Origin of the sequence: uncultured Methanofollis sp., assembly GCF_937919355.1 — an archaeon.
In the GTDB taxonomy this organism is placed as follows: Archaea; Halobacteriota; Methanomicrobia; order Methanomicrobiales; family Methanofollaceae; genus Methanofollis.
Window position 1 is genome coordinate 1 of sequence record NZ_CALFSA010000168.1, and the last position, 17,329, is coordinate 17,329.

General features: G+C 60.6%; 15 protein-coding genes. 8 read left to right on the plus strand and 7 right to left on the minus strand.

Going from position 1 to position 17,329, the window contains the following annotated elements; genetic code table 11:
• Together Q0520_RS08160 and cas1 are read left to right on the plus strand one after the other, a co-directional pair.
• Positions 1-2,018: lysine decarboxylase (locus Q0520_RS08160; protein WP_298668669.1), on the plus strand; the 2,018-nt coding region annotated here is incomplete at its 5' end.
• A 132-nt stretch (positions 2,019-2,150) separates the two neighbouring features.
• Complete coding sequence (gene cas1, locus Q0520_RS08165) at positions 2,151-3,083, plus strand: CRISPR-associated endonuclease Cas1 (protein WP_298668672.1); 933 nt, start codon at positions 2,151-2,153, stop codon at positions 3,081-3,083.
• A gap of 87 nt (positions 3,084-3,170) precedes the next feature.
• Here cas1 and lysS read toward each other — a convergent pair whose 3' ends face one another.
• Positions 3,171-4,688 carry a lysine--tRNA ligase gene (gene lysS / locus Q0520_RS08170; RefSeq protein ID WP_298668675.1) on the minus strand — a complete coding sequence of 506 codons (1,518 nt, stop codon included), beginning with the start codon at positions 4,686-4,688 and terminating at the stop codon, positions 3,171-3,173.
• Positions 4,689-5,008: 320 nt separating this feature from the next.
• Between lysS and Q0520_RS08175 the strand changes: the two genes are divergently transcribed.
• From Q0520_RS08175 to uvsE, 3 genes are read left to right on the plus strand one after another with little or no spacing between them, the layout of a single operon-like run.
• A complete protein-coding gene (locus Q0520_RS08175) occupies positions 5,009-5,260 on the plus strand; it encodes a hypothetical protein (protein ID WP_298668678.1) in 252 nt (83 codons plus the stop codon).
• 36 nt (positions 5,261-5,296) lie between these two features.
• On the plus strand, positions 5,297-6,127 hold the full coding sequence (locus Q0520_RS08180) for a UV DNA damage repair endonuclease UvsE (RefSeq protein WP_298668681.1): 831 nt from the start codon (positions 5,297-5,299) through the stop codon (positions 6,125-6,127).
• Positions 6,127-7,014 (plus strand): UV DNA damage repair endonuclease UvsE, encoded by an 888-nt coding sequence (uvsE, locus tag Q0520_RS08185; RefSeq protein WP_298668684.1) that lies wholly within the window; start codon positions 6,127-6,129, stop codon positions 7,012-7,014. The genes Q0520_RS08180 and uvsE overlap by 1 nt, the downstream gene beginning before the upstream one ends.
• Before the next feature lie 17 nt (positions 7,015-7,031).
• On the opposite strand, the gene Q0520_RS08190 is transcribed toward uvsE, so the two are convergent.
• Positions 7,032-7,817: an SdpI family protein gene (locus tag Q0520_RS08190; protein WP_298668686.1), complete on the minus strand. Its 786-nt coding sequence runs from the start codon at positions 7,815-7,817 to the stop codon at positions 7,032-7,034.
• On the minus strand, positions 7,817-8,263 hold the full coding sequence (locus Q0520_RS08195; protein ID WP_298668688.1) for a hypothetical protein: 447 nt from the start codon (positions 8,261-8,263) through the stop codon (positions 7,817-7,819). Before Q0520_RS08195 ends, Q0520_RS08190 begins: the two co-directional genes overlap by 1 nt.
• Before the next feature lie 238 nt (positions 8,264-8,501).
• Here Q0520_RS08195 and Q0520_RS08200 point away from each other — a divergent pair, with 238 nt between their 5' ends.
• From Q0520_RS08200 to Q0520_RS08210, 3 genes are read left to right on the plus strand one after another with little or no spacing between them, the layout of a single operon-like run.
• Positions 8,502-9,794, plus strand: a complete 1,293-nt coding sequence (locus Q0520_RS08200; RefSeq protein ID WP_298668690.1) for a phenylacetate--CoA ligase family protein — start codon at positions 8,502-8,504, stop codon at positions 9,792-9,794.
• 2 nt (positions 9,795-9,796) lie between these two features.
• Positions 9,797-11,095 carry a phenylacetate--CoA ligase family protein gene (locus Q0520_RS08205; protein WP_298668692.1) on the plus strand — a complete coding sequence of 433 codons (1,299 nt, stop codon included), beginning with the start codon at positions 9,797-9,799 and terminating at the stop codon, positions 11,093-11,095.
• A gap of 2 nt (positions 11,096-11,097) precedes the next feature.
• On the plus strand, positions 11,098-11,532 hold the full coding sequence (locus Q0520_RS08210; protein WP_298668695.1) for an ACT domain-containing protein: 435 nt from the start codon (positions 11,098-11,100) through the stop codon (positions 11,530-11,532).
• 35 nt (positions 11,533-11,567) lie between these two features.
• Here Q0520_RS08210 and Q0520_RS08215 read toward each other — a convergent pair whose 3' ends face one another.
• The 4 genes from Q0520_RS08215 to Q0520_RS08230 form a co-directional block, all read right to left on the minus strand.
• A complete protein-coding gene (locus Q0520_RS08215) occupies positions 11,568-11,894 on the minus strand; it encodes a hypothetical protein (protein WP_298668697.1) in 327 nt (108 codons plus the stop codon).
• An 86-nt stretch (positions 11,895-11,980) separates the two neighbouring features.
• Complete coding sequence (locus Q0520_RS08220) at positions 11,981-13,036, minus strand: PGF-CTERM sorting domain-containing protein (protein ID WP_298668700.1); 1,056 nt, start codon at positions 13,034-13,036, stop codon at positions 11,981-11,983.
• 3 nt (positions 13,037-13,039) lie between these two features.
• Positions 13,040-13,966, minus strand: a complete 927-nt coding sequence (locus tag Q0520_RS08225; RefSeq protein WP_298668703.1) for a dockerin type I repeat-containing protein — start codon at positions 13,964-13,966, stop codon at positions 13,040-13,042.
• Positions 13,967-14,055: 89 nt separating this feature from the next.
• The coding region (locus Q0520_RS08230; RefSeq protein ID WP_298668706.1) for a NosD domain-containing protein at positions 14,056-17,329 on the minus strand (3,274 nt) is incomplete at its 5' end.

A 17,329-nucleotide genomic window follows, 5' to 3' on the forward strand; every position in this document is an offset into this window, starting at 1 on the left:
GTGTTGTCAAGTTTCCAGAAGTAACCATTGATGGTTACTTCTGGAAACTTGACAACACACCGCGGTTCATCGCCGGCAGGATCGAAGACGTCACCGGCGACTATCTTGACACCCTCCTCCCGGCATTCTTCGGGGAACTGGTGAGGTACACCCAGGAGTACACCTATGCCTGGCACACCCCCGGTCACACGGGTGGCGCCGCATTCCTCAAGTCGCCGGTCGGCAAACTCTTCTACGAGTTCTTCGGCGAGAACACTCTCCGGGCAGACCTCTCCGTCTCCGTCCCCGAACTTGGGTCCCTCCTGGAGCACTCAGGGGTGGTGGGCGACGCCGAGGCCGACGCGGCCCGGATCTTCGGGGCTGACAGGACATATTTTGTGACGAACGGCACCTCGATGGCGAACAAGATCGTCTTCTCCGCCTGCTTATCACCCGGCGACGTTGTCCTCGTCGACCGGAACTGCCACAAGTCGGTGATGTATGCTATCATCCTCACAGGCGCCATTCCCGTCTACCTGATCCCGACACGGAACAACTACGGGATCATCGGCCCCATCCCCGCATCCGAGTTCTCACAGGACGTAATCCGGGAGAAAATACGGTCAAACGCACTCGTGAAAGGGGGTGCCACCCCGAAACTCGCTGTCATCACGAACTCAACCTACGACGGGCTATGCTACGACGTCGGCGCGATCCGGGGATGGCTGCGGGGCATGGTGGACGCCCTTCATTTCGACGAGGCATGGTATGGTTATGCCTGTTTCCACCCCCTGTACGAGGGACGGTATGCAATGTCTGCGGTTGGCCTCGGCCCCGACGACCCGGTTCTCTATGCCACTCAGTCCACCCACAAGGTGCTCGCCGCCTTCTCCCAGGCATCTATGGTCCACATCCTTGACGGTCACCGCCCCGAAGGGAACCGCGTCGACCCGGAACGCTTCAACGAGGCATTTATGATGCATTCGTCCACATCGCCCGCCTACTCTATCATCGCCTCCCTCGACGTCGCCGCAAAGATGATGGAGGGGGACTCGGGCACGGCCCTCATCGCCGACACTCTCGAAGAGGCGCTGATCTTCAGGCAGAAGATGGTCCAGATCAGGGACCAGCTGGCAGGGGGCGAGGAGGAGAGGGGGAGGTGGTGGTTCGGGATCTGGCAGCCCGAGGACGGAGATTTTTCCGACCTGCAGCCCCGCCCCGAAGCTGGCGACGATCTGGATAAGCACCTCGCCTTCTGGACACTGCGACCCGGGGATACCTGGCATGGTTTTGAGGGTCTGGACAAGGGTTATGTCCTCCTCGACCCTCTGAAAGTGACCGTCCTCACGCCGGGCGTGGAGAAAGACGGCGGCATGGGAATGCGCGGCGGCATCCCGGCCCCGATCGTCTCCCGCTTCCTCCAGTCCCGCGGGATCGTCGTGGAGAAGAGCGGATTCTACTCTTTCCTCATCCTCTTCACAATGGGGATAACGCGGGGGAAATCTGGCACGCTCATCGCCCAGCTCTTTGAATTCAAGGATCTCTACGACGAGAACGCCCCGCTTGAGCGAGTCTTTCCCGCACTCACACGCGCTCATCCTGAAGTCTACGGTGGCATGGGCCTTGCCGACCTCTGCGACGCAATGCATGCCTACCTGAGGAGACGGAACATTGCCGGCGTGTTGAAGACGGTGTACGCCGGCATCCCCGAGGCCGTGATGACACCGGCCGAGGCCTACCGGCACCTCGTGGCCGGCGAAACCGAGAGAGTGCCTCTCCGCTCCATCATCGGAAGGACGGCGGCGGTGATGGTCGTCCCCTACCCCCCCGGCATCCCGGTGCTGATGCCCGGCGAGAGAATCCTGGAGGAGGACCGTTGCCTTGTCAACTTCCTCCTTCTTTATGAGGACTTCGATAAAGCCTTCCCGGGTTTCGAGACAGAGATCCACGGCGTTGTATCCGAGCAAACAGATAAAGGGAAGGCTATCTCGATCATATGCCTGAAAGAAGAGACAGTTATGGCCCCGGGACATCCCTGAGAGAGGACATTGATGGTTCTCTCAGAAACGCCTGTGGCAGTCATGCTTATTGCGAGGAGAACATCAGGGGATATCGATCTGTTCATCTAGGGGGAGATGCCACATCAGATCATCAGTAACAGGATTTTAACCATGGAACGGGCAGGAAGATGGGTGACAGTCGCAGGTTCGGGTGCGCACATCAGGGCGAGCCGAAATACCCTGAACGTTCGGAGAATGAACACGGTGCAGGAGTATGACCTCAGGGACGTGGGTCATCTGATCATCGTCGGCGGTCACACTGTCCACACCTCGGCCGTAGTCTCTCTCAGACGCGCCGGCATACCCATCTCGTTCTTCGACGCCGATGGCGTTCCTGCCGGCCAGGTCCTCCCTCCGGGGTACGATGCCGGGGAGAGGGTGAAAGAAGCCCAGAAAAAGATCTTCGGGTATACCTATGCCCTGACATTTGCACGGAAAGCGGCCGATGCCCGCATCCTTGCGATCGAGCGCATGGATGACAGAACAGACCGGTCTTTTCTCTATGAGGGAGAACTTGAGTTCTTCCACAGGAACAGGGACGAACTTCCATACCTGATCAAGATGGATGAACTCAGGCGGGTCAGCAGATTGATCACCGATACATATTATGAAGTGATGGCAAGGCCCCTCCCACGTGACGCCGGATTCAGGCGGCGGACTGTTCGGCCCCACACCGACCCTGTTAATGCGATGCTCTCTTTCGGGTACGCCCTGTTGTATGGGACTGCGCAGTGTGCGGTCTTTGCAGCCGGCCTGGACCCGGACGCCGGTGTCCTCCACGAAGGGGATGGCGCCCTCGTCAACGACCTCATCGACGGCTTCAAGCCTGCGATGGTAGACGAGACTGTCTTCGCTCTCGTCCGCGCAGGCCTTGACGCGACGGACTATGAAACTGGAGCAGGGCGGTGCATCCTCTCCGACGCCCTTGTCGACCGCCTCCTCCTGGCGCTCCATGAAAGCATCAGTGATGAACCTCTTGCAGGAGTTGTACGGGACCTTTCAGCATCCCTTCTCTCAGGGAAAGAATTCGCACCCGTCTACTAAAATTCCCGTTCATTCACTCTGACAAGAATTTCAACAGAGCAAAAAAAAAGAAGAGCTCCACCCCGTGGAGCCGTATCAGGGGGCTATTCACTCCTGCTTCTCTTCTGATTCTTCCTCTCCGTCCTCTGTTGCGATCGTCCGCATCGACGGGAAGAGGATCACTTCCTTGATCGAGTCGTTGCCGGTGACGAGCATGACAAGGCGGTCGATGCCTATGCCGACCCCGCCCGTCGGGGGCATGCCGTAGCCAAGGGCGTTGACGAAGTCATAGTCGATCATCTGCGCTTCGAGGTCACCGAGGCGGCGCTTTGTGTCCTGCTCCTCGAAACGTTGTTTCTGGTCGATCGGGTCGTTCAGCTCGGAGAAGCCATTCGCAAGTTCCATGCCGTTCACGAAGAGTTCGAAACGCTCGGTGAAGCCGGGCTTCGAGCGGTGGCGCTTTGCCAGGGGCGAGTTTTCGACCGGGAAGTCGTAGATGAAGGTCGGCTGGATGAGTTTCTCCTCGCAATAGTGGTCGAAGAAGAGGGGGAGATAGTCACCGTGAGTCTTCGCCGTCTCGCACTTCTCCACATTCTCCTTCTCGGCGATCCGTGCGAGTTCATCGAGCGGTGTGGCGTAGACGTCGATGCCACCGTACTCCTTCACGGCGTCCTCCATGCTGAGCCTCCTCCATGGCCTGGCAAAGGAGATCTCGTTGCCCGCAAAGGTGACGGTCGTCGTGCCGAGGGCGCTCATGATAACATGGGTGATGACCTCCTCGGTGAGGTTCATCATGTCCTCATAGTCATGGTAGGCGGCGTAGATCTCCACCATCGAGAACTCGGGGTTGTGGTTGGTGTCGATGTCCTCGTTCCTGAAGTTCTTCGCGATCTCGTAGACCTTCTCGAAACCGCCCACGACAAGCCTCTTCAGGTAGAGTTCAGGGGCGATGCGGAGGAAGAGTTTCTGGTCGAGAGCGTTGTGGTAGGTGATGAAGGGCCGGGCATTCGCGCCGCCGTAGATGGGCTGGAGGGTCGGGGTCTCGAACTCCATGAAGCCCTTGCCGTTGAGGAAATTCCTCAGGCTTGCGATGGCAAGACTGCGGGTGCGGAAGGTCTGCCTTGACTCCTCGTTCATGATCAGGTCGAGGTAACGGTGACGGTACCGCTGCTCGGTGTTCTTGAGACCGTGGAACTTCTCCGGCATCGGGCAGACCGACTTGGTGAGGAGTTCGAAGCGGCTGACCCAGATGGTGATCTCCCCCATCTTCGTCCTGAAGACATGGCCGGTGGCACCGATGATATCTCCCGCATCGAGGTACTTCTTGATGAACTCGAAGGGTTCGTCGCCGACGTCGTTCTTCCGCACATAGAGTTGCAGGCGGGCCGAAGCGTCCCCGATGTCGATGAAGATCGTCTTGCCGTGGTGGCGGAGGGCATAGACCCTCCCTGCAGTCACGACCTCCTCTTCGCTCGGGTCGTGACCGATCTCCGCAAAAGTTTCCTTGATCTCGCCGAGGGTCTGCTTCCGCTCATAGTGAGCCGGGTACAGGGTGAGCCCGACCTCCTGAAGTTCGCGGTATTTAGTGAGTTTTGCCTCGTCAAAACTGATCTGTGAATCGCTCATGATACCATTCCCGGGTGCAGGACTGGCCCGACCACACGGTGTGGTCAGGTGAAATCGCTATATATCTTTTTTATCGGGGGGTATTAAGGGTATCAGTCCGGGGGAGAGGAGGTCGTGATCCCGACCCGCCAACGATGTACCCGGCAGACGGGAGGAGACTGCAGTACGGAGTGCGATTGACCGGCACAATATACAAGCGCATAAATAGGACCTGCGGAATTTAGTATTCTATATGAGGAAGCGGGATGGTTCAGTCGATTGATTCACGTTTTGAGATAATTTCATCAAATTGGCTTGAAAAGTGTAGTGAATACAAAAAGATGTCCATATCGGACGATATGGCCGACGACGTCTGGAGAGAACTGGAAAACGACCTGTATTTCTTCAAATTGCATGCCGGGATCACCGGGGAGGAGACAGGCGACGTCAAAAAGGGCATCAGGAAACTACAGAAATACGTCGAGATCGCCCTGGCAAAAGGGAAGGCCAACCATGCACGAGAGGCGGAAAGAGAAAAGAAAACCCTTCGTGCACCTCTCAGGGACATCATGGCGGGCCTCCACAGGAAATAATTCCTGATATGAGAGTTCGGGAAACACGGAAACACAATGAAAATCGGATACCCCTGCACCAACCTGACCATCGGGACCATGAAAGGTTCGCTCCCGGACAACCTGCGTACCCTTGAGGAAGAGGAAGAGGAGGCAGTGGTCGTCGAGAACCTTGCCTGCCTGGCAAGGACCCTTGAATTCAATGAAAAGGCCGGGCTATCATTCTTCTCGATCGACCCGCGGGTCGTCCCGCACAGACCCGGCGCGTACGCAGAGTACCTTGCGGCCATCGGATCCTATGTGAGGGAGAAAGGTATGCGCGTCATGATATGCCCTGTCAGGGCCGCCCTCTCCCCGGCGAGGCGAGGCGACGACCTCACCCACCTCGCCTCCATCCTTGACACAATGGACCTTGATACGACGGCAAAGATAGCGGTCGGGATCGGGAGCGGGGACAGGGGCAGTGCTGAAAAGTTCTATCAAGAGTATGACCACCTCCCCGACGCGGTGACCCGGCGTCTTGTCATCAGGAACGACCGCGTCCATTCGGTCGAAGACTGCTGCGCCATAGGCCGGGCCTGCGGCGTGCCTGTGGCCTATGACCACCACCAGGCCAGGGGAGACCCCGGCGAGGCCGTCAGGGAGTGTGCCCGGACCTGGGGGAAGGAGGACGGCGTGCCGATCGTCTTCTACGGATCTCTTGAACCTGGCGTGCCGCACCCGCCGTCGGTCAACCCCGCCGCCTTCGAGGCCTTCCTTGCGGCGATCGCCCCCCCGACGGTCGACGTCATGCTTCTCTTCAGGGACAGGGAGAGGTCGGCCCTCATGGCGCGCCGGATCGCCGACCGGCAAAGGGTTATGAGCGCACCCGCCCAGCAGACGCTCTGATGCGGATCGGGTACCCCTGCATGAACACCGTCGTCGGTTGCACCTCTGCCCGGACTTTCAGGCTGAAGTCCTGGAACGAGGAGAGGTTCCACTCGACGGTCGCGGAGAACCTCACCTGTCTCTCGCGGATCCTCGCGTTCAACGCGGAGCACAATCTCCTCTTCTTTAGAATCACCTCAGACCTCGTCCCCTTCGCCTCTCACCCTGTGAACACCCTCGACTGGGCGGAAGTCTTTGCGGAGGAGTTCGCCGGGATCGGGGCATGTGTGCGGGACCACAACATCCGCATCTCCATGCACCCGGACCAGTTCACCCTCCTCACCTCTCCCGACGAGGGAGTCTGTGAGAGGAGCGGCGCCGAACTGGCATACCATGCCGTGGTCCTCGACGCCATGGGCCTCGACACAACCGCGAAGGTCCAGGTCCACCTCGGAGGCGTCTACGGGGACAGAGAAGCGGCCGTCGGTCGGTTTCTCGACCGGTACCGGGACTTCCCCGCGGATGTACGGCGGCGCCTCGTCGTCGAGAACGACGACCGCCTGTACACAGAAGCGGAGTGCCGGGCCGTCGGCCGCGAGTGCGGCGTCCCCGTCCTCTTCGACGTCTTCCACCACGAGTGCAACCCCTCCTCCCTCGGCACAGGTGCGGCCGTCGCCGCCTGCGCCGCCACCTGGAAAGAGAAGGACGGCGTTCCCATGGTCGACTACTCCTCCCAGGAACCGGGGGAGCGGCGCGGACGCCACGCCCGCACCCTCGACCCGACTCACTTCGCCACCTTCCTCGCCGCCGCCCGACCCCACGACCCAGACATCATGCTTGAGATCAAGGACAAGGAACAGAGTGCCCTCCGCGCTCTCGAAATCGCGCGGGAGGGCGACCTGTCCTGAGAGAGGACAGAGATATCTCAGGTCCGTGAATGACTCACGACCTCCAGATACACCTGCCGGGAATACCAGACCAGATAGATGCAGACGGCGATCAGGATCATGACCAGCAGGACGAACCCATACACCCCCGGAACCGCGGCAGTGAGCAGAGTGAGGACTCCCGCCACCAGGAAGGCAACGCCGGCCCGTTCATGCGTTATCTTCCAGACACGTTCGTCCGCAAGTGTCCATGGCGTCCTGATCCCTGCAAAAGAATTCCGGTCAAGTCCCCTCTTGATGAGGGAACCCGCGGCGATCTCCATAATCCCGAAGATCACCGCTAAAATGGCGGGCATCGAGACCTCGATCCCCCGCGCCCACAGGATGGTGACGACATAGACGGCAAAGAGAAAGAGGGCGGTGACCAGACCGAGGGCATCGTATCGCCGCCTGGTCTCCGCCGTGGCCTCCACTCGCGCATCCAGGGCGGGCACCACGAAGAGGAAGAGCACAGCAATGCCTGCAAGGAGGAGAGGCCACAGAAATACGCCCCAGAATGCAGGGAGATAGTCGTCGACCTCACCTGCCGCGTTCCAGTGTGAGGGTATTTCTTCGGGCATCGTCGGATACACGGCGATCCCGAGAAGGAAAGCAATGGCGACGACCCCGATCATCGCCAGGCGAGACCACCGTACCGTCGGCAAACCATTTCCACCGCCTCCGGTGGTATTCTGATCAGTCCCTCCGACCCGTGCCGTCACCACCATCTCCTGATCCGGACACCATCCCATCATCTTCCCTATCATCTCGGTTATTCGGTACATCAGACCACCCCTTTCACTTTCCTGAAGATCTCGTCCGCCATCTCAGTCGGATTCCCGTTTTCCGTGAAAGTCATGTTCATCTCCCGTGCAAAGTCACGGAGAAGTGTCATGCATTCGTCATGGCGTGGGCAGTCGGTGCAGTCGCCTTCATGCTCGTACCAGACCTGCACACCATGTTTTTTTGAGACAAAGATGACAGCATCGACTCCGAGGGGCACAGACCGACCGATCAGGACGCCAAGAACGGGATCAAGACGCAGGACCTCGATCCCGTTTGCCTTTGCCATGTCATGGAGGATATCTCCGACCTTCCGGTCCATCGTGATGAGGGCCCGGGAGACCGCCTGCCGTGAGATCGTGAAATGATCCGCAATCGCGGTGTTCGAGAGACCATTCCGTCTCAGGTTCCAGAACACAAACTGTCGGTCATTCACCCGTAGGAGCATACGTCAACATACTGACGTTGACATTATAAAGATTTCGAGAGCAGACACGCGTCGCCGGGACCGGAGGAACTGCCGCGGATCGACAGACCATGCCGGAAGTATCGCCTCCCCCCTCGCCGCATCAGCACCCCGCCGCCGTGCCATGTCAGAACATAGCAAGGTTATTGGGCACCGGGCCCCAACTCTTCTCCAACCATCATGGGCGGGGAGGCCGCCCGGATTAGAGGATAGTGTGCACATGTTCTGGAACAGGGAAATGGAGACGATTTCAGGGGCAGACCTCGAAGCGCTACAACTTTCGCGGCTGAAGTGGACAGTACACCACTCGCAGAACGTCGACTTCTACCGGCGGAAGTTCAGGGACGCTGGCGTCACGCCCGACGACATCAAGACCCTCGACGACGTGGAGAAACTCCCCTTCACCTACAAGAAGGAACTGCGCGATGCCTACCCCTTCGGGAACATTGCCGTCCCCATGAAACAGGTCGTGCGCATCCACACCACCTCAGGGACAACAGGCAAACCGACCGTTGTCAGTTACACGAAGCAGGACCTCGACAACTGGTCAGAACTGATCGCACGGAACCTCACCATGATCGGCCTGACCGATGAGGACATCTTCCAGAACGCCGTGAACTACGGCCTCTTCACCGGAGGCCTCGGCTTCCACTACGGCGCCGAGAAGATCGGGGCGACGGTGATCCCGAGCGCCACCGGCAACACCAGGCGGCAGATCGAGATGATCCAGGACTTCGGCGTCACCGCGATCCACTGCACACCCAGTTACGGGATGCACCTCGCCGAGGTCGCCGAGGAGATGGGTGCGTCCCTCGACACCCTGCGGATCGGGATCTTCGGCGCCGAACCCTGGTCCGAGAACATGAGGAAAGAACTGGAGGAGAGACTCGGCGTCGAGGCCTTCGACTCGTACGGGATGTCGGAGATGTACGGCCCCGGCGCCGCCTTCGAGTGCCCTGAGCACGACGGTCTCCACCTCTGGAAAGACTGCTACCTCGCCGAGATCATCGACCCGGTGACAGGCGAACGCCTGCCCGACGGCGAGAAGGGGGAACTCGTCGTCACGCCCCTGGTCAAGGAAGCGATGCCTCTCGTCCGGTACCGCACAGGCGACATCACCCGCATCCTCACCGACGACTGCCCGTGCGGACGCGGCAGGAGACTGGCGCGCATCACCGGAAGGGCCGACGACATGCTTGTCATCAGGGGTATCAACGTCTTCCCGTCCCAGATCGAGCACACCCTTCTCTCCATCCCTGAAGTGGGAGATCAGTTCATGGTATATGTGGACAGGATCAACCATCTTGACGAGATGACGATCGAGGTCGAGATCAACAGGAAGAGTTTCAGCGGCGAACTCGCCGACCTCGCCCGCCTCCAGAAGAAGGTGGCCGAGGCGATTAAGGAGACCCTGAACCTCAGGACGACCGTCAAACTCGTTGAACCGGGCAGCCTGCCCCGCTTTGAGGGGAAGGCCCGCCACGTCGTGGACAGGAGGAATGAGGTCTGGTAAGGATGTGGGACCCCCGCGTCGAGGAGATGCCGGTCGGGGATATGAAAAAACTCCAGTACCGGCTTTTGAAGACGCTCGTCTACCGGCTGTACAGTTTTTCCGACTTCTATCATGCGCGGATGCGGGAGGCCGGCGTCCACCCCGACGACATCACGACGCTCGACGACGTCACGAAACTCCCCTTCATGTACAAGCGGGACCTGCGGGACAACTACCCTGACCGCCTCTTCACCGCCCCGCAGGAGGAACTCGTCCGCTACCATGTCTCGTCAGGGACGACGGGCAAGCCGACGGTCGTCGGCTACACCGCAAATGACCTGGAGAACTGGACGTCCTCCCTTGCCCGCTCCTTCACCGCCTGCGGCCTCGGCCGGGGCGACGTGGTCCAGGTGAGTTATGGCTACGGCCTCTTCACCGGCGGCCTCGGCATCCACTACGGCGCCGAGCGAGTTGGGGCGACCGTCCTCCCCATGAGCACGGGGAACACCGAGAGGCAGATCGAACTGATGCAGGACCTCCACGTAACGGCGATCGCCTGCACCCCGTCGTATCTCATCCACCTCGGCGAGACGGCCGAGAAGATGGGTGTCTCGATCCCGAAGGACACGGGTCTCCGCCTCGGCATCCTGGGGGCAGAACCCTGGTCAGAGCAGATGCGGAAGAAGATCCAGGAGACCCTCGGCATCAGGGTCTACGATATCTACGGCACGAGCGAACTCTCCGGCCCGATGTTCACCGAGTGCGCCGAACAGAACGGCATCCATATCTGGGGGGACATCGCATACCCGGAGATCATCGACCCGGAGACCGGCGAGCAACTCCCGCCCGGCGAGAAAGGCGAACTGGTGATGACCATCCTGAAAAAGGAGGCATTTCCCCTGATCCGCTACCGTGTCGGGGACATCACGGCCCTCGACGACTCGGTCTGTGCCTGCGGCAGGACGGCGCCGAGGATCATGCGCATCCAGGGGCGCGTCGACGATATGCTCATCGTGCGCGGGATCAATGTCTTCCCGTCACAGGTCGAACACACTCTCATGGGCATCCCCGAGGTGGTCGGGAGCGCCTTCCAGATCGAGGTGGACCGCCGCGGGGCCCTCGACTCCATGCTCGTGCGGGTGGAGATGAGCAAGGAGGCCTTCTCCGACAAGATCACCGACCTGATGAAGGTGCGGGGGAAGGTCGTCCACCAGTTGAAGAGTTCCCTCAATGTGGCGGCCGACGTCGAACTCGTGGCGCCGGGGTCGCTCCCCCGCTTCGAGGGGAAGGCAAAGAGAGTGATTGACCGGAGAGTGTACTGAAGATGGCTGAGAAGAAGTATATCATCAAGCAGGTCTCGATCTTTTCAGAGAACAAGCCCGGTCGCCTTGCGGCGATCGCCCACGCCCTCGAAGAGGCCGGGATCAATATCCTCGCCTTCTCGATCGCGGAGGCGAACGGCTTTGGCGTCGTGCGGGCGCTCGTGAACAAGCCGGAGAAGGCCCACGACTGTCTCACGAAACTCGGCTTCATGGTCTCTTTCACCGATGTCATCGCCGTCTCCATGCGTGACGAACCGGGCGGCCTCTACGAGATCGCCCATATCCTCGGCGACGCTGGAGTCAATATCGAGTACTCGTACGCCTACTCCGGCAAGGACGCGGCGGTGCTCATCCTGCGGGTCGACCAGGTTGAGGAGGGGATCGACAGGATCCTTGCCGCGGGCGGGAAACTGCTCCGCGTGGACCAGTTCCAGTGACGCCCTACGGGGCACCCCTATCTTTTTTTGCGACATTATAACCGGGTGATCCCGGTGACCGTGATGCGTTTTCCCCACATCTGGATACTGATCCCTTCTTCCGCGGGTACCGCGGTCACACGCACGTGCAGGCCCTCGACCTGATACTCCTCGGGCAGGTGTGTCGGGTAGAAGTGCCCGCCGTCATCGCCGTTGATGCCCCAGAAACCTCCTTCAAGGTCCACATAGGTGACGGTGCCGTTGAATGCCACGCCATCTTTTGCGCCATCTTCCACCGGTCCTTCCGTGCCGGTGCACCCAGCAGTGACCAGAAAGAGGGAGATCAAGAGAGAGCAGACGATGCCGGAGACGATCGGTCTCATAAAAAAAGATGGACTGTGCACGTTGATAAGATGACCGGGCCGGGAAGAGCGCCGGAACAGGATCTCAATAGAGCGAAAAAAAGGAGTCAGGGCCTGTCCCTCCTGCTCCAGAGGACGAATGCCGCACCTGCTCCCGCAAGGGCGGCGAGGGCGCCGAAGCCCGGACTCTGTGCAGACGTGGTCGGGGACGGGGTCGCCGTGCCTGTGGCGACCGGTGCGGTGGTTCGGACAGTCTCAGGCGCCGGGGGTGTGGTCGGCGCCGGGGTGGGCGTCAGGGTCGGTGTGGCGGTACCGACCGCCGGCGATACGCTGCTTGTGGCAGGACCACTCCCTCCTCCACCACCGCCAGAAGATCCGCCGCCGCCTGACGACGGTTTCTGTGTCGGGGCAGGCGCGACTTTGACGGTCACCGTCACAGCGCCGGACGTCCTGCCCCCTGCCCATGCGGTGACATCAGTAGTACCGGCACCGACCGCCGTGAAGAGACCGGAGGTCTGGTTGATCGTCCCGACCTTCGTATTCGAACTCGCCCAGGTCACCGGCACGGTCATCGCATCGCCGTACTGGTCATGGGCCTCCACGGCAAACTGCTGTTTCGCCCCGGTGAAGAGGGGCGACACCGTCGCCGGCGTCACCACAAGAGTCGTCACGACCGACGGGTCTCTTTCAGTGGTGATCGTGCCGTTCATGACGGAATATTTTCTGGAGACATCGTCGCCGGGCGTGCCGGCAGAACCATTCTCAGCGATACACCCGACCGCGAGTGTCACAGGTGTGGAGGTGCCCGACTTCTTCGGCGTGCAGTCCACATAGAAGAGTGGCAGGTCGCCGGTCACGCCGGTCAGGTGATAGAGACTGAATCTCGCCGTATTATCAACAGTGTTCACCGTCAATGTCGCCCCATCGACAGGGTTCGTCGTGTTCGCGGCGATGACGACGCTCGACGCGTCCGCCGTGACGCTGATATCGCATGCATCGAGTTTCTCCGCACCGGTCACGATGACTGGCACGACGACCGTCTCGCCGACAGGTACTGGCCCGGTCGGCGTCTTCACCGTGATCTCGGCGGCACTGGCCGCCCCGGCACCGCTCAGGAGGAACAGGGCCAGCGCGACCAGCACCATAGAATGTAAAAATCTCATCTTTCACCTCTGGTGGAAATGCTCGTCCAGAAGACCCACGGCATATCTCGCGATGTCACGCACATCGGCCAGGTCAGGCGTACCGTTGCCGTTCACATCGCCATAAAACGCACCCACGTCATCGATGGGCGTTGAAAGGGCCGCATGTCGTGCAATGTCACGTGCATCCGCTGCGTTCACGACCTCATTACCGTTCGCGTCACCGAGGGCCTTCCCTGTAAAGGTCAGGTTGAGTTTTGCGGTGTCGCGCAGGTCTCCCGAGATCGTAACTCTGCCGTCTTCGGTGACACTGACATCTGACCGGGGAACGTCGACCCACGAACCACCGGCGTACTTTCTCACCGTCACGTCGCTCAGGAAGACCGACCTCTCGCCATGGGAGACGGTCGGGGCCTGAATAGTCACACCCGGCACAACCTCATACTGGAGACACGCAGGGGTCAGTGCGCTCCAGTTGCCGTCCTTCACCGTGTCGGCCGCCACCTTCCTGAAGGAGATATCGGCGGCGCTCTCGTGGGTGAAGGTCAGGTTCTGGTAACCGACGCTGTACTCCGCATCGTGCAGCGTCATCCTGACAGACCCGGGTTCATCCGACAGGGTGGCATATGCGACCGAGACAAGGGGTTCTTCAGCGGTCGGCGTCAGGGCCTCCGGGAAAATGAGTGCCACCGAGAGGTTACCATCGTGCGCATGGTAGTTCACGTACCCCGCAGAGACATTCGTCACCCCGGTGATCTCCAGGTAGTCAGGGTCGTACGAAAGCCTGAAACCGACTCCTTCGACCGCTTCCAGGTCGCTGGCGCCGATCGTGAAAACCCCTTCGCCGTTATCGACCATCGATTCCTGTACTGCAATGTCTGCCGCACATGCCACGCCACAGACCATTGCCAGGACGCAGACCGACAGCAGGCATATCTTCGTCATTGTCATGTGTTCATACCCTCACGCAAAAGAGATGGGGCCCTGAAAGGGACCCCGGTGCTTGTCATAACACTTTGTTGTCATGCTAATCCACAGGGTCAGTTCCTGCGTCCCGAGAGGACGACTGCCGCACCAGCACCCACAAGGGCGGCGACGATGCCAAAACCAGGACTCTGCGCGGGCAGGGTCGGGGTTGCAGTTGGGGAGACCGGTGCGCCGGTCGTCGGCACCTCTGCGGGCGCGACTGTCGGCGTCGGGGTATCGACTTCTGCCGACCCACTGTCCGCGTTTACGCCCTTCCCGTACACGATCGCACACATACCTTCCGCAGGGACGTGCGCCGCGTACGAGGTCATGCCTCCCTCCTCACCGAGACAGCGGGTGGACTGGACTGTCCAGTTCCCTCCCATCAGGAAGGCGAGGGCGACATCGTCCTTCGTGTACCCGGCAGCGGTGCAGGCGCTGTTCGGCACGCTGAAGGTCAGGTCGATGCCGTTCTCGACAGAGGCGCGCTTGACGACGACTGAGATAGTGCGGTAGAACGCCTGTGCAGGCCTGGCCCCGGCGTCATCATCGACAACGACAAGAGCACCGGAGGCGCCTGAACCCAGGGAAACTTCCCGCACGACGCCGTCGAAGTGGGCGACGCCGTCGCCGTCACAGACGGCAGCGAGAAGGTCGCTCTTCCCGCCGTTCCCGGAGGGACTCGCAGAGGACGACGGGGTCGGTTCGGGCGGGAGGGGTGGTTCAGCCTTCGGCACGGCACGTACGACCGTGAAGACGGAGAACCCGGGTGTCTTCACCCCATAGTGATGGTAGCCTCCCTCCGTCTTCGTCCAGACGGTCGGCAGCGCCTCCCATGCACTGGAAACAGTGTTGTAGCGGTACACCCTCACATTGTACTTCTCGTCCTCCGGGAACGCGCTCGTCGGGACACAGACGGTCAACACCGCACTGTATGCGAGGTGCTTCGCGTCCTTCAGGTTCTCCGGCGAAATTTCAAGGGTCAGGAATGCATCGGCCGGTCGGCCCATAGTTGCGGCGAAGGTCGGGACCTCTCCGCTCGCTGCGTTGACCACTGTAACATTGAAACGGGCATCTCCGTCCACGTCCTGCCGGTCGAGACAGATCTCAGGAATGACTGCCTGGACATCCGATGTGATCGCCGGCCTGACAGGGTCTTCCGGTTCAGGCGGCGTCGAAACCGCGGGGGTGGCTGTCACGACAACGGTACAGGCGACATGGCCTGCGCCGTATGTCCCGGCATCGGCACCGCCCGGTGTCACGGTGAGTCTGAGTGTGCAGATGCCGGGCCTTGCAAAGGCAATGGTCGTCTCCGCAGAGGTGTCTGAGGAGAGGGTACCACCATTGTCACCGACGAACTCCCAGAGATAGGTCGCATTTTCCGGTTCCTTCAGGTCGGGGACATCTGCCCTGAATGTGGCGCTGGTGTTGGCCGTGAATGTCGCACCACCGTCGATATCCCTTATCCCTATCTTCAGGGGCAGAGTGGCCACGGTTCCCTGCCACCGGGACGTGCCAGCGATCACGCCGTCCCTGTCAGCGACGGTCAGGGTCGCGTTCGCAGGACCAGAATGCATGAAGGTGTATTCCGCTTCCATCGTAGCCGAGGAGAAGGACCGGGTCCCGGTGCCGGCGGTACTGGTAAAGGTCCAGGTCCACGCACCGCACCCATCAAGGTCGGTGCCGGTATACTCCGCGGCGAAGACTGCCGGCATGCCGACGACGACGTCTGCAACGCGGAGGGCAGGGTCGATGACAAGGTCAGTGGTCTGCACGAGAGGATAGCAGTCACATGCCCCCGGCGCGGGTTCGTAGCGGTTTGCCGGGTCCTCACCGAGATAGCCGTTGACTGCATGGTTCGTCTCCGAATAACCGCTTGCGCCGTCAGGAGAACCCCACCAGTTGCCGGCGCGGTAGGCGCCACCGACAATGTTCTTGTTCTCTCCCTGTACAGGGGTGACGTTCCAGGCATATGCAGATGCGGCGCTGCCGGAGACATAGGTCTCCGTGGAGAAGATGTTGTCATAGACAGACCCGCTGCCGCCGTCGACAGAGATTGCGCACCCTGCGGCGCTGGCGATCCTGTTCCCGGTGACCACTGCAGGGTTGGTTGCTCCGGCGGGAACGGCAATACCGACCCCGCACTCCCTGACCGTGTTCCCGGCGATCTCGCCGTCTCCTGAGATCCCGGTGCCGCAGTCCGTAACGACGTTGCCAAGGGTCATCTCGAGGGTCTTCACCGTCGAGTCGATACCGACCTCGCAGTCTGTCACGGTGTTGTCGAGCACCCGGACAGTGGCGCCCGCGATGTCGGGATTGTTTTTCCCGGGGGTGCTGGAGATGCCGGCGTGCCGCATGGTGAGCACGGTGTTCCTGCTGACAGTGGTGTTGCCGTCCTTCCCGGTAACAAAGATCCCGTCTCCCCTGCCTTCCTGCACCGTGTTCCTGGCGATCTCGGCGCCGCCGTCACCGTCGGGGAGGGTGTTGGAATAGTAGATGCCGTCTTTGGTGGCGCCGGAGACGATGTTGTCTGTCACGTGGGCATGGTCGTAGGCGATGATGGACTGGTAGCCGATACCGCCATAGGCACAGTTCGTCAGGACGTTCCGGTCGACAATGCCGTTTCGGGCATAGATACCGTACGACTTCGTGTTCTTCAATGTGCAGTCGAGGACGGAGACATCACCGGCGTCTGTCCCCTCCACCCTGATGCCTATGTAACCGCCGTCGATGTAGCAGTTTTTGACGGTAACGTTTCTGTACTCTGTCCGGGCCTTCGTCGAGACGACCGTCTTTTTAGGATCGACGGTGATCAGGACGTCTCGTCCGTCCATGACGACGTCGTCGCTCTCGATACTGACCGGGTGGGGTTGGGTCCCGAAGTAGTAGTAACCCGGGGATGTGATGGTGTACATTTCCCGGGCATACGTGTAGCCGTCTCCGCCGGCCTCGGTCAGTTCCACGCCGGTGACAGGCGGCATACCCACGCGGCAGAGCGGGGCATTGTCATAGACGCCAGGGGCCACCTCGAAGGGTGTCCGCGCGTACCCCGTCTCTGCGGTGGTGGTGTCAGACCACCCGGTGCCGGTCGCGTTCGTCCAGTAGTTCCCCGCGATGTACTTCCCGAGGACGATGTTCCGTCCTGCGGTATCAGTCGGGGCGATGTTCCAGGTATAGGAGGCGGGCGCCGTGCCGGTGGCATAGGTCGCGGCACTGAAGAGGTTGTTGTAAACCAGACCTGTCCCGCCATCGGCGACAAGCGCCGTCGCATCGGACTTTATCACATTGGCGGTGAGCGTCGCCGTGCCCGTCCATGCGGACGGAACAGAGATGCCGGTGGTCGTCGAA

Coding starts and splice junctions, on each gene's coding strand:
- uvsE (WP_298668684.1), top strand. CDS start 6,127: ATGCGGATCGGGTACCCCTGCATGAACACCGTCGTCGGTTGCACCTCT.
- Q0520_RS08205 (WP_298668692.1), top strand. CDS start 9,797: ATGTGGGACCCCCGCGTCGAGGAGATGCCGGTCGGGGATATGAAAAAA.
- Q0520_RS08190 (WP_298668686.1), bottom strand. CDS start 7,817: ATGTACCGAATAACCGAGATGATAGGGAAGATGATGGGATGGTGTCCG.
- lysS (WP_298668675.1), bottom strand. CDS start 4,688: ATGAGCGATTCACAGATCAGTTTTGACGAGGCAAAACTCACTAAATAC.
- Q0520_RS08175 (WP_298668678.1), top strand. CDS start 5,009: ATGTCCATATCGGACGATATGGCCGACGACGTCTGGAGAGAACTGGAA.
- Q0520_RS08220 (WP_298668700.1), bottom strand. CDS start 13,036: ATGAGATTTTTACATTCTATGGTGCTGGTCGCGCTGGCCCTGTTCCTC.
- Q0520_RS08225 (WP_298668703.1), bottom strand. CDS start 13,966: ATGACAATGACGAAGATATGCCTGCTGTCGGTCTGCGTCCTGGCAATG.
- Q0520_RS08210 (WP_298668695.1), top strand. CDS start 11,098: ATGGCTGAGAAGAAGTATATCATCAAGCAGGTCTCGATCTTTTCAGAG.
- cas1 (WP_298668672.1), top strand. CDS start 2,151: ATGGAACGGGCAGGAAGATGGGTGACAGTCGCAGGTTCGGGTGCGCAC.
- Q0520_RS08180 (WP_298668681.1), top strand. CDS start 5,297: ATGAAAATCGGATACCCCTGCACCAACCTGACCATCGGGACCATGAAA.
- Q0520_RS08200 (WP_298668690.1), top strand. CDS start 8,502: ATGTTCTGGAACAGGGAAATGGAGACGATTTCAGGGGCAGACCTCGAA.
- Q0520_RS08215 (WP_298668697.1), bottom strand. CDS start 11,894: ATGAGACCGATCGTCTCCGGCATCGTCTGCTCTCTCTTGATCTCCCTC.
- Q0520_RS08195 (WP_298668688.1), bottom strand. CDS start 8,263: ATGCTCCTACGGGTGAATGACCGACAGTTTGTGTTCTGGAACCTGAGA.